The organism is Thalassospira mesophila (assembly GCF_002115755.1).
Lineage (GTDB): Bacteria > Pseudomonadota > Alphaproteobacteria > Rhodospirillales > Thalassospiraceae > Thalassospira > Thalassospira mesophila.
This window is the reverse complement of sequence record NZ_JFKA01000003.1, coordinates 348335-360384: the sequence shown is the minus strand read 5'-3', so window position 1 is coordinate 360384 and position 12050 is coordinate 348335. Positions and strand designations below refer to the sequence as shown.

Genomic DNA, 12050 nt, shown 5'->3' with positions numbered 1-12050 from the left:
ATTTATTGCAAAAAGCCGAACTTCCGCAAAGGCGCGTTCGGGTCCAAAACCTAGAAGGCTTGCAAACCGGCAAAGGGAATATATTCCACCAGATCACCCTGCCCGACACTGGCCCGGTCTTCGGCCAGTTCAATCAAACCTTCGGCCCAGACCATCGAGGATAAAACCCCCGAGCTGCTGGAGCGAAACGGCAGTGCAACCAGTTCTCCGTTGCCATTGCGGTGCAAACGGGCACGCAGCCATTCGCGCCGCCCGGTTCCGCGTTTCAGGGCAAACCCGGCGGGCACATTAAACCGCACGGCGGTGCAATCTTCACCGCGTGCGCCCATCATGTGCAACAATAACGGCACGGCAAACAACAGGCCCGAAACCATCACCGATACCGGGTTGCCAGGCAGCCCCAGCACCAGACAATTGCCAATTTTGCCGCGCATCAGCGGCTTTCCGGGCTTGATTGCCAGCTTCCACGCGTGAATTTCGCCAATGCTGTCGACCACCGGTTTAAGCAAATCGGCCTTGCCGACCGACACCCCGCCTGATGTTAAAATAACATCGTGGTTTTGGGCGGCATCGCCAAGGGCTGTTTGCAACACATCAAAATCATCGCGCAGCAGGCCAAGGTCGGTAACTTCGCAGCCAATGGCACGCATCATGCCAATCATGGCAAAGCGGTTGCTGTCATAAATGCCACCCGGTGGCAATGCCCCGCCTGGAACCGCCAATTCATCACCTGTCGAAAAAACCGCCACCCGCAATGGCTGCGTTACAACCAGGCTGTCTTTGCCCTGCCCTGCCGCCACCGCAACATCTTGCGGGCGCAGTCTTTTACCCGCCGCCAGCACAACGGTGCCAGCCTTTACGTCCTCGCCCGCACGGCGAATATTGTCACCACGGCGCAGGCGGTTTACCGCATCGCGTTCAATGCGAATTTCGCTTTCATCGGCATTCACCGTGACATTTTCCTGAATGATAACCGCATCCCCCCCTGCCGGGATCGCAGCCCCCGTCGCAATGCGAATGGCGCGCCCGACAGGAATATTACCTTCAAACGGATGCCCCGCCAGCGACACACCACCAACCGGTATGCTAAGCGGGCCTGTATCGGGCATGGCGGCAATATCGTCCAGGCGCAGCGCATAACCATCCATCGCCGAATTATCAACCGAGGGCACATTGACCGCTGCGATCACGTCTTCACGCAAAATTGCCCCGTAACAATCGGTCAGGCTTCGGGTTCGGGTTGCTGCAAAAACAGGTGTTTGCTTACATGCCAGCGCAAGCGCAACGTGAATTGGCGTCAAACCGGGCTGCGGGCCATTAGCAGAAGCAACATTTAAATTTGCCGCAGTACCGGAAACGAAAAATACGGGTTTGTCGGCCATATCTGCCACCTAGCGATGTGAAAACCAAATTTGGTCTGTGATAGCGCGACCCACGCCCCCGAAACAATGACTTAGGTTAAGCTGCCCACAATAACGCGATTATCCGCCATGCCCCGGCCGCGAGCGGGAAATGGCCCGGCTCAGCATCACAACGGGAATAACCCCAACCACAACAATGGTCAACGCACCCAGAGCCGCCTGTTCGATCATTTCATCCTTGGCATACTGGTAAACGTGGGTTGCCAGCGTATCAAAATTAAACGGCCGCAAAATCAGGGTTGCGGGCAATTCTTTCATTGAATCAACAAACACCAGCACACAGGCGGCCAAAATACCGCCCCGCATCAGAGGGAAATGCACCCGCTTCAAGGTGCCAAACGGGGTTTCGCCCAATGTGCGCGCTGCATCATCCATACTGGGGCGGACCTTACCCAAGGCAGCCTCGATCGAGCCATAGGAAACCGCCATAAACCGCACGCTATAGGCAAAAACAATGGCGAAAATTGTGCCGCTTAACATCAGACCGGTTGAAACACCGAAATGATCGCGCATAAAGCCATCAATGGCGTTATCCAGCCCGGCAAACGGCACCAGAACGCCAATCGCCAAAACAGCCCCCGGCACAGCATAGCCCACCGATGCCAGCCGAATACAGGCGCGCAAAGCCGGTTTGGGAAACAGGCGCAGGGCATAGGCCAAAAACAATGCACCGCCCACCGCCATAACGGTTGCCAGGCCCGACACCATCAGGCTGTTGCGGGCAAATTCAAAAAAGTCTCGGGTCCAGGATTGGTCGAAATACCCCACCGAATAATAAACCAGCACCACTGCGGGAATAACAAACCCCAGCACAATTGGCAGGCTGCAAATCAGCAACCCGGCAATTTTGGCCCCCAGTGCCAGTTCATAGCCCGGCAATTCCTGAAACCGCGATGTGGTATCGTGGAAACGCTGGCGACGGCGGGAATAGCGTTCCGCCACAATCAGCACCAGAACAACCGCCAGCATGGTTAGCGCAATTTGCGCCGCCCCACCGGCATTGCCCATGCCCAGCCAGACATTAAAAATACCCGCTGTTAAGGTATGCACGGCAAAAAAGTCGATGGTGCCAAAATCGTTCAGCGTTTCCATCAGCGCAATAATCACACCCACCACAATTGCCGGGCGTGCCAATGGCAAGGCCACGGTAACAAAGGCATTCCACGGCCCCCGGCCCAGCACCCGGGCGGCTTCAAGCACACACACCGATTGCGATAAAAATGCGGCGCGCGCCAGCATGTAAACATAGGGGTACAATGTCAGGCTTAGCACCACAATCGCACCGCCCTTGGTGCGAATATCGGGGAACCAGTAATCGCGCGCACTTTGAAACCCGAACCATACCCGCAATGTGCCCTGCACCGGCCCGGCATATTCCAGCAAATCGGTATAAACATAGGCCACAATATAGGCCGGAACCGCCATCGGCAGCAGCATGGCCCATTCAAAAAACCGTTTGCCCGGCAGGCGGCACATGGTCACAACCCAGGCCGATGACACCCCGATCAGGGTTACGCCAATACCAACACCCAGCATCAGAACAAAGGTATTGGACAAATACCGGGGCAGCATGGTCGATGCCAGATGCGGCCAGATATTTTCAGTGGGAAACAATGCCAGATAAACCACCGCCACAATCGGGGCAGCCACCAGCAACGCAATCAGCATTGCCCCGCCCAGCCACCATGACGATTGCCCTTGCGGCCACCACCGCATGGAGCGCACCAGCGGGCGCTGTCGCAAGGGATCAATTGTTTCGCTGGGCCCGGTGCCGCGAATATCCTGTTTAACTGCCAATTTGCACCGATGCTTTATTCGTTAAAACCAACTTCGTCGATCATGCGAATGGCATCACCGCGCAAGCTGGCCACGTCGTTCAACGGCAATTGATCGGCCTTGAACTGGCCCCAGGATGCAACCATTTCCGACCATTCAACACCTGGCTTTACCGGATATTCAAAATTGACTTCGGCATACATGTGCTGGGCTTCATCGCCCGACAAAAACTCAACCAGTTTGATCGCGTTTTCGCGGTTCGGCGCATTTTCCATCAGGGCGACACCGGAAATATTCACATGTGTGCCCCGGTCTTTCTGATTGGGGAACACAATGCGCACCTGTTTGGCGGCATCGGCCTTGTTCGGGTCATCCAGCATTTTGCCGTAATAATACGAATTACCAATCGCAACGTCGCACACACCCTGCGAAACCGCTTCGATCTGGTCAATATCGGCCCCCTGCGGTTTGCGCGCCAGATTATCCTTTAACCCGGTCAGCCATTTTTTGGCATCTTCCGGCCCATGATGGGCAATCATCGAGGCAACAAGGGCGATGTTATAAACATGCATGCCCGAACGAATGCAAATGCGCCCTTTCCATTTCGGATCGGCCAGGTCTTCGTAACGTTCAATCGCGTCGGCTTCCAGACGGTCAAGCGATGTGTAAATCACGCGCGCCCGTGTTGTCAGCCCCACCCACTGCGCATCCTTGTCGCGGTATTGGGCCGGTATGTTTTGTTCGATAATGTCGCTGGTCAAAGGCCGCGTCACACCGGCATCCACCGCATCCTGAATACGGCCAATATCCACGGTTAACAGCAAATCAGCCGGGCTGTTGCGGCCTTCATGCTTGACCCGTTCAACCAGCCCGCTTTGCGAGAACAGGGTATTAACGCGAATACCGGTTTCTTCGGTGAATTTCTGAAACATCGGCTTGATCAAAAACGGCTGGCGCAATGAATAGACATTCACTTCCTGCGCGGCCTGGGCGACAGAGAACGAAACCGTTGTCAGCGCCAGCCCAAGGATGAATTTTCGCAGGTTCATGAAGGGTCTCCTGATCGTTCCAATAATGACAATAGGAATGAAAAACATTCGCAAGGCGCGAAATTACCGTTTCAACATCCCGATTGGCAAGGCACAATCACACCGATCACTTTATTGTTGTCAATGCACCCTAACGCCACCTATTCCCTGATAATGCTTTGACCCCAAAAAACGGTGTTAAAACCTGATATTACCGGGTATTTTAAAACATATTCAGTCCTGCCGCCGCATATGGCGATGCACAACAAGCTGTAAAATAATCAACCATCGATCAAAAAGGACCATGCCAAATGGGAAACAAACAAACAGGTTTGCGGGCTATTGTGCTGCACGGCGCACATGGCGGGCCCGATACAAACTGGTTTCCCTGGCTTGATAACGAACTAGGTGCGGCAGGCATCGACGTTCTGCGCCCCCGGTTTCCAACCCCGCACGGTCAGTCTTTGCAAGCATGGCTTAATGCCTATGATCTTGCAGTAACGTCATTGCCCTTGGCCCCCACGATCCTTGTGGGACACAGCCTTGGCTGTGCATTGGCGTTGCGATTGGTTGAAAGATCATCCGAGCCCGTTGCAGGCCTTTTTCTGGCCTCGCCCTTTGTCGGCGCTCTTGGCCTTCCCGATTACGACCCGATAAACCAGTCATTCTTTGACGAACCGTTTGACTGGGCGGGGATTGCTGCGCGCAAAGGACGCACCAGCCAGTGCTGGGCGGGGGATGACGACCCTTATGTTCCCCTGTCGCGCTCACAAGAAATCGCCGACCGGTTGGAAAGCCCGCTTGAGGTTATGCAAGGTGGCGGCCACCTTAACAGCGAAACAGGTTTTAATACGTTTCCACAGGTGCGCGACGCCATTCTTGCCGCCCGCAACAGCATATAGAATTAGCTGATTAATTCTTGGCACGTCACCCGTATCTGGGAAATATCCGCCATAGAACCATCCGCGAAATTGGTGCGGTACCGGGCTTATAATACGTTAAACGATCCCGCACTTGATGTGCGCCATGCTTCGAGAAATTCGGCATAGGCGGGAACATCGCCGGCGCGTTCTTCGAGCCACGCCACGGTCAGGTTAATGGCATGGTTATATCCATCATGGTCCGACAGCCCGGTATGGAGCACATAACGCAAATACAGCAAATAGGTGTTGAGCACATCGGTTTCGCAATAACGGCGAATGCCGTCTATTTCGCCGGCATCATACATGTCGGCCACCTTGCTGCCATTCACCCCGGTTTTGCCCGGTAAATCCAGCGCGGCACAAACTTCGTTCATTTTGGTGCGCGCCGATGCGCCGTAATCAGATAACACCTCGGCCAGATCACAATGCCAGTTGGGCGCATAGCGCGATGTGTAATTTTCCCATTTATTGGCCGCCTGATGTAACCAGCGCGCCGACACACCATGTTTCATCGCCCGGTATTTCAAAACCGGCAAATCAAACCCGCGCCCGTTAAAACTGACCAATCGCGGATGTAACTTGCCGCAATACGAAAAGAACCCTGCAACCAAGTCTTTTTCCTCGCTGGTCAAATCCCCGCCGGAACGTAATTCCTCGATTTGATAGGTTTCAACATTCCCATCGCGCTGAATGGTGGCGCGCAAAAAGCTGATCGCAACAACCTTGTGAAAGGGTTGGCGCGCAAACCCGTTGCGCCCGCTTGTGATATCAAGATGATATTGCTCCAGCATTTGCCGGCCCGTCTCCGGGTCTGGCGCTGTTTCACCGGTTAATTGCGGCAAAACGTCAATATCGGGCACAGTTTCAATATCAAAAACAAACAGGCTGTCATGCATGGGGCGGATCCGGTCTATCAAAATTGGCAAACGGGGTGTGGTCGCGCCACCATATACCCGATCCGAACCGGTTTAACAGGATTGATCACAACACGGCATGTTCCCGTCCAAAGACGTGATGGTAATTTCACACAGGCGCAACCTCCTGACACATCCTGTCACTTTATACCCGATCAAAGGTTGCGCAATGCCAGACAGGGCGGCTAAACTTTTGCCATGACTGTATCAGACTGCATTTCGACCAAGCCACGAAACCGGGACGGAACAAAAACCAATCTGGTTCGTATCGTAAGATGTCGGAATGCACATGATGCGCTTTCGGACTGTTGACGACGTCGAAGGAACAAAAAAGATGAAATTCCTGCCCGCCGGAGCCGCAGCGCTGATGGCCATTGGCCTCGGCCTTTCGTTTCAACTTAATGCGTCCCCGGCCCACGCCGCCGACGCCTCGTGTGAAATTGACCGCCCGGTGATGTTTGCCGGGCTTAATTATGACAGCGCGCTGTTTCACAACGCTGTTGCCCGCTACATCATTGAAAAGGGTTACGGCTGCCAAACCGATGCCCTGCCCGGCGACACCATCCCGCTTCTGACCGGGGCGGGCAAAGGTGACATTGATGTTGTGATGGAAATCTGGCGCGACAATGTTGCCGATGCCTGGAAAAAGGCCGAGGCCGCAGGCACCGTTAAACAGGTTGGCGTTAATTTTGACGACGCGGTTGAAGGCTGGTTCGTGCCCAGCTTTGTCATCAAGGGCGACAAGGAACGCGGGATCGAACCGATGGCGCCGGACCTTAAATCGGTATCGGACCTGCCCAAATATACCAAACTGTTTGAAGATGCCGAAGAACCCGGCAAAGGCCGTTTTTATAACTGCCCGTCAGGCTGGGTTTGTGAAAAGGTCAATAGCAACAAGTTAAAGGCCTATGGCCTTGATGACAGCTATACCAATTTCCGCCCCGGCACCGGTGCGGCCCTGTCTGCCGCCATTGCATCGGCCAATAAACGCGCCCAGCCGATCCTGTTTTATTATTGGGGTCCCACCTGGGTTATGGGCCTGTATGACAGCGTAAAACTGGAAGAACCTGCCTATAACAAGGAAATTTTCGACAAGCTGAAAGATGGCAGCGATACCAGCAAGGCAACGGCCTATCCGCAAAGTACCGTCACGGTGGGGGTGAATACCGGTTTCATGAAATCGGCCCCGAAACTGACCGAGTTCCTGTCGCATTATCATACCAGCAGCGCGCTGGTTTCGGAAATGCTGGCCTATATGCAGGATGAAGGGGAAAAACCCGAAGGAGCAGCAAAGCATTTCCTGAAAGAAAAGCAGGATGTCTGGACCAAATGGGTGCCAGAAGATGTTGCTGCACGGGTAAAAGACAGCCTGTAATTTATACCGGCCCGGCCATTTTGGCCCTTAATCATTACAATCGGGGCAGTCACAGGCTGCCCCTTTTTTATGTGATGATCAAACAGGTAAACCGCACATGGTGCGCAAAACGAAATGCGACAGATAAACGGCTAAAGGATATTTCCGCTAGGACGATGCCGTTGAAGGCCTCTGCCCGCGCCGGGTTGGCGGGCGCGGATCAACGTCGCCTCCCTCCATCAGCATGGCAATTTTCTTTAGGGATGTAACGATACGTCCGCGTTCGTTTTCTTTTAATTCTTCAAAACGGTCCATAAAATCGTCGTCAAGCAAGGGCGGCGTGTTGCAAATCATGTCCATGCCCTTTTGGGTCAAACAGCTATTGACCACGCGCTTGTCGGTGGTGTTGCGGGTGCGGCGCACAAAGTCGCGCTCCTCTAACCGGTTCAGGATTGTTGTCACCGTCGCCTGACTTAACGAAACATGACGCGAAATTTCCTTGACGGTCACCTCGCCCAGCTCCTCGATCGCAAGCAAAACCACCAGCTGCGGCACGGTTAGGCCACAAACCTTCATCACCTGTTTTGAATGCAAGTCCGATGCGCGAATGATTTGGCGTAACGCCACCAGCACATCAAGAGAATCGCGCCTTTTTTGTACTTCAGACGTCATTTGGCCGTTTCCCAATCCGTAAAACCGTCGCCAACCTAGCCCAAAATTCATTTGACATCAAATGTTTTGAATTGTAACTATCTTGGCAAGATTATGTGACGATGCTTGGGGAAGTGATCGCACTGGCCACGACACTAAAGGTCAGCCAACCACAAAACGAACAGCAAGAACTGCCCGTTCAAAACAGGGCGGCTTGATGCGGTTCGTCAAAAAACCGACAAGGGACCATGACCGATAAAATTGTTGTAAAAGACCTCTATAAAGTCTTTGGCGACCAGCCGGACCAAGCCATGAAAATGGTGCGTGACGGAATCGACAAAGCCGAGATTTTCGAAAAAACCGGCCAGACCGTGGGCGTTTGCGGTGCAAACTTTACGGTCCGTGAAGGTGAAATTTTTGTTGTCATGGGGCTGTCGGGTTCTGGCAAATCCACCCTGGTGCGATTGTTGAACCGGCTGATCGAACCCACTGCAGGCCAGGTCCTGTATAATGGTGTCGACATTGCCGCAATGAACGCACAGGAACTGATGAATTTGCGCCGCCGCGATATGTCGATGGTGTTTCAGTCCTTTGCCCTGATGCCGCATTTATCGGTTGTCGACAATGCGGCCTTTGGCCTTGAGCTGGCCGGTGTTGACCTTGAAGAACGCCAGCGCCGGGCGCTGAATGCCCTTGAACAGGTTGGGCTGCACGCACAGGCCAGTTCATACCCCGATGAACTTTCCGGCGGCATGCAACAGCGCGTTGGTCTGGCCCGTGCGCTGGCCAATGACCCGTCTGTGATGTTGATGGACGAAGCCTTTTCCGCCCTTGATCCGCTTATTCGCGCCGAAATGCAGGATGAACTGCTAATTTTGCAGCGCGAACACAAACGCACGATCATTTTCATCTCGCACGATCTCGACGAAGCCATGCGCATCGGTGATCGCATTGCGATCATGGAAGGCGGCATTGTGGTTCAGGTGGGCACACCCGAAGAAATTCTCAACAACCCCGCCAACGACTACGTTAAATCGTTTTTCCGCGGAGTGGATGTTTCCACCATTCTGTCGGCCAAGGATATTGTGTCGAAACGCGAAACCACCGTGATCGAGCGCGAAGGCATCGGCCTTAAAACCGCCCAGCGCCGCCTTGAAACCGAGGATCGTGAATTTGGCTATATCGTGGGCCAGAACATGGAATTTCATGGTGTGATTTCGCAAGAAAGCGTTGAACGCGCGATCAAGGCCGGGGCCGACAAACTTTCGGCAGCGTTCCTGCCAAATATTACAGCCGTAAGCGAAGATACCCAGCTTTCCGAGTTGATCGGAACAGTTGCCCATGCCCCGTGCGGGGTGCCCATTGTGACCGAAACCGGAAAATATACCGGCGTGATCAAAAAGGCCAAATTGCTGGCAACGCTGGACCCGGAAGGAGATTTGACCAATGGCTGATAACAGTAATCCGTGGGCAAGCGGTGCGCAATCCGGTACCGCCGACAGTGCGACCAGCACCGGTGATGCTGCGGCAAGTGGCGGCGATGCCGCATCCTCTGCAGCTGCCAATCCGTGGGGCACACCCGATGCGTCTGCGGGCAGTGGCGTTTCCGATACCGCCGGTGACTGGCTGTCAAACGCCGCCCCGGCCCCGGAACATCATTTTAGCATCATCCATCCGTTTCACGATGCCGCCTTCCCGGTGGATATCTGGGTCAATAATGGTCTGGACTGGGTTGTAAATAACTTCCGCAGCTTTTTTCAGGCCGTTCGCTGGCCGATTGATGCGGTGCTCACCGGTGTTCAAACCGGGTTGCAGGCCACACCAGCCCTGATCGTGATTGTCATCATGGCATTGCTGGCATGGCAGGTTGCCGGGCGCAAGCTGGCCATTGGCACGTTCCTGTCGCTGGTTGCCATTGGTCTGATCGGCGCATGGTCCGAAGCCATGATCACGCTGGCACTGGTGATTACCTCGGTTCTGTTTTGCGTGATCATTGGGTTGCCCACCGGCATCTGGCTGGCGCGCAATGAAAAAGCATCGCGTATTACCCGCCCGATCCTTGATGCCATGCAAACCACACCGGCATTTGTCTATCTGGTGCCAATTGTGATGTTATTCGGGATTGGGAATGTACCGGGCGTGGTTGTGACCATTATTTTCGCCCTGCCCCCGCTGATCCGCCTGACCATTCTTGGCATTCGTCAGGTCCCCGCCGATCTGGTGGAAGCCGCCCGTTCGTTTGGCGCCAGCCCGAAACAGCTTTTGTTTCGTGTGCAGTTACCACTGGCAATGCCGACCATCATGGCGGGCGTTAACCAGACATTGATGCTGGCCCTGTCGATGGTTGTGATTGCATCCATGATTGCGGTTGGCGGGCTTGGGCAAATGGTGCTGCGCGGGATTGGCCGCCTCGATATGGGGCTGGCGACCGTGGGCGGCATCGGCATTGTTTTACTCGCAATTGTATTGGACCGCATGACCCAGGCGCTTGGCCAGGACATGCGCAGCAAAGGCTCCCGTCACTGGTATGAAACCGGTCCGGTTGGCCTGGTTCGTTCCCTTACGGGCAAGAAATAACCGCGACGCGGTTGCAATAAAGGCTGAATCAACGGCCCAAACCACATAACAAGGAGAAGCCAATGACCATCCTGAAAAAACTCACCGCCGGGGCAGCCATTGCTGTCACCAGCAGCATGTTGCTCGCAAGCACTGCCTTTGCCGACACGATGAAGCCGGGCGAAGGTGTTGACGTCCAGCCGCTCAAAAGCTCGATCGCGGAAGAAACCTTTCAGACCGATATCGTGATGAAGGCCCTGGAAGAACTTGGCTATAATGTCAAAGACATCCAGGAAATCGAATATGCCACCGGCATTGTTGCCATTGCCAATGGCGATGGTACTTTCATGGCTGATTACTGGGATCCGTTGCACGCGGATTTCTATAAAAATGCCGGCGGTGCTGACAAAATCTATCGCGAAGGTGTGTATTCCCCCGGTGCGCTTCAGGGTTACCTGATCGACAAAAAAACCGCGGAAAAATACAACATCACCAATATCGAGCAGCTTAAAGACCCGAAAATCGCCAAGATTTTTGACGTCAATGGCGATGGCAAGGCCGATCTGGCCGGTTGCAACCCGGGTTGGGGTTGTGAAAAAGTGATCGAACATCATCTTGATGCCTATGGTCTGCGCGATACGGTCACCCATAATCAGGGTTCCTATTCTGCCATCATCGCCGACACCATCACCCGTTACAAACAGGGCGAACCGATCCTGTATTACACCTGGACCCCGTATTGGGTTTCGGGCGTACTTGTCCCGGGTAAGGACACCGTATGGCTTCAGGTTCCGTTCTCATCGCTTCCGGGTGAAAACAAAGATGCCGACACCGCCCTTCCCGATGGCAGCAACTATGGTTTCCAGGTGAACAACCAGCGGATCATTGCCAACAAGAAATGGGCCGATGAAAACCCGGCAGCCGCCAAGCTGTTCGCCATCATGCAGATTTCGTCCAACGACATCAGCGCTGAAAACACCCTGATGCGTAACGGGGAAAAATCGGCTGAAGACATTGGCCGTCACGCCGATGCGTGGATCAAAGCCAATCAGAGCAAATTTGACGGCTGGCTTAAAGAAGCCCGCGCTGCGGCCAAATAATTCCGCAACCGCCCCGTCAGATAAATATCTGATCGCCGACATTCTAAAAACAGCCCGCAGGTTTGCTCCTGCGGGCTGTTTTGTTTGCTCGGATCGGATTTGAACAGGGCATGCGCGCCGGTTTGTAAAACGGATCAGTGCTTTTAAAATTATTTGCAGGTGCCCTCGTTTTGGCGGGCACACCGCGAACGTATCAATGCAAAATTGCGGAACTTTTCCCCCTGCCCCGGCGTTTATCATGGCTCTCCTGACAGCTCCTGACGCAGCACCGACGATTAAGGGGTGAGTTATGGGGCCGTTATTGTTAGGATTCATGCCAAGCCTTGC

10 protein-coding genes are annotated in these 12050 nt (G+C 54.2%); 5 read left to right on the top strand and 5 right to left on the bottom strand.

Annotated elements, in window-relative coordinates:
- Positions 1–50: 50 nt before the first annotated feature.
- From TMES_RS09570 to TMES_RS09560, 3 genes are all read right to left on the bottom strand, one after another.
- Positions 51–1382, bottom strand: coding sequence for a molybdopterin molybdotransferase MoeA (locus TMES_RS09570; RefSeq protein WP_085581838.1), 1332 nt, complete (start codon positions 1380–1382; stop codon positions 51–53).
- Positions 1383–1481: 99 nt separating this feature from the next.
- On the bottom strand, positions 1482–3218 hold the full coding sequence (locus TMES_RS09565; RefSeq protein WP_143589597.1) for an ABC transporter permease: 1737 nt from the start codon (positions 3216–3218) through the stop codon (positions 1482–1484).
- A 14-nt stretch (positions 3219–3232) separates the two neighbouring features.
- The gene (locus TMES_RS09560; RefSeq protein ID WP_085581836.1) at positions 3233–4246 is read right to left on the bottom strand and encodes a Fe(3+) ABC transporter substrate-binding protein; all 1014 of its coding nucleotides are present in this window, start codon (positions 4244–4246) and stop codon (positions 3233–3235) included.
- A gap of 290 nt (positions 4247–4536) precedes the next feature.
- Here TMES_RS09560 and TMES_RS09555 point away from each other — a divergent pair, with 290 nt between their 5' ends.
- Positions 4537–5127: an RBBP9/YdeN family alpha/beta hydrolase gene (locus TMES_RS09555; RefSeq protein WP_085581835.1), complete on the top strand. Its 591-nt coding sequence runs from the start codon at positions 4537–4539 to the stop codon at positions 5125–5127.
- Positions 5128–5213: 86 nt separating this feature from the next.
- On the opposite strand, the gene TMES_RS09550 is transcribed toward TMES_RS09555, so the two are convergent.
- Complete coding sequence (locus TMES_RS09550) at positions 5214–6044, bottom strand: 3'-5' exonuclease (protein ID WP_085581834.1); 831 nt, start codon at positions 6042–6044, stop codon at positions 5214–5216.
- A 352-nt stretch (positions 6045–6396) separates the two neighbouring features.
- On the opposite strand from TMES_RS09550, the gene TMES_RS09545 reads away from it, so the two are divergent.
- The gene (locus tag TMES_RS09545; protein WP_085581833.1) at positions 6397–7437 is read left to right on the top strand and encodes an ABC transporter substrate-binding protein; all 1041 of its coding nucleotides are present in this window, start codon (positions 6397–6399) and stop codon (positions 7435–7437) included.
- A gap of 147 nt (positions 7438–7584) precedes the next feature.
- Here TMES_RS09545 and TMES_RS09540 read toward each other — a convergent pair whose 3' ends face one another.
- Positions 7585–8088, bottom strand: coding sequence for a MarR family winged helix-turn-helix transcriptional regulator (locus TMES_RS09540; protein WP_085581831.1), 504 nt, complete (start codon positions 8086–8088; stop codon positions 7585–7587).
- Positions 8089–8315: 227 nt separating this feature from the next.
- Between TMES_RS09540 and proV the strand changes: the two genes are divergently transcribed.
- The 3 genes from proV (at position 8316) to proX (ending at position 11723) form a co-directional block, all read left to right on the top strand.
- Positions 8316–9521, top strand: coding sequence for a glycine betaine/L-proline ABC transporter ATP-binding protein ProV (gene proV, locus TMES_RS09535; protein ID WP_085581829.1), 1206 nt, complete (start codon positions 8316–8318; stop codon positions 9519–9521).
- On the top strand, positions 9514–10644 hold the full coding sequence (proW, locus tag TMES_RS09530; RefSeq protein ID WP_085581827.1) for a glycine betaine/L-proline ABC transporter permease ProW: 1131 nt from the start codon (positions 9514–9516) through the stop codon (positions 10642–10644). The genes proV and proW overlap by 8 nt, the downstream gene beginning before the upstream one ends.
- Before the next feature lie 62 nt (positions 10645–10706).
- Positions 10707–11723 carry a glycine betaine/L-proline ABC transporter substrate-binding protein ProX gene (gene proX, locus TMES_RS09525; RefSeq protein ID WP_085581825.1) on the top strand — a complete coding sequence of 339 codons (1017 nt, stop codon included), beginning with the start codon at positions 10707–10709 and terminating at the stop codon, positions 11721–11723.
- Positions 11724–12050: the final 327 nt, after the last annotated feature.

Coding starts and splice junctions, on each gene's coding strand:
- TMES_RS09570 (WP_085581838.1), bottom strand. CDS start 1,382: ATGGCCGACAAACCCGTATTTTTCGTTTCCGGTACTGCGGCAAATTTA.
- TMES_RS09560 (WP_085581836.1), bottom strand. CDS start 4,246: ATGAACCTGCGAAAATTCATCCTTGGGCTGGCGCTGACAACGGTTTCG.
- TMES_RS09555 (WP_085581835.1), top strand. CDS start 4,537: ATGGGAAACAAACAAACAGGTTTGCGGGCTATTGTGCTGCACGGCGCA.
- TMES_RS09550 (WP_085581834.1), bottom strand. CDS start 6,044: ATGCATGACAGCCTGTTTGTTTTTGATATTGAAACTGTGCCCGATATT.
- TMES_RS09545 (WP_085581833.1), top strand. CDS start 6,397: ATGAAATTCCTGCCCGCCGGAGCCGCAGCGCTGATGGCCATTGGCCTC.
- TMES_RS09540 (WP_085581831.1), bottom strand. CDS start 8,088: ATGACGTCTGAAGTACAAAAAAGGCGCGATTCTCTTGATGTGCTGGTG.
- proV (WP_085581829.1), top strand. CDS start 8,316: ATGACCGATAAAATTGTTGTAAAAGACCTCTATAAAGTCTTTGGCGAC.
- proW (WP_085581827.1), top strand. CDS start 9,514: ATGGCTGATAACAGTAATCCGTGGGCAAGCGGTGCGCAATCCGGTACC.
- proX (WP_085581825.1), top strand. CDS start 10,707: ATGACCATCCTGAAAAAACTCACCGCCGGGGCAGCCATTGCTGTCACC.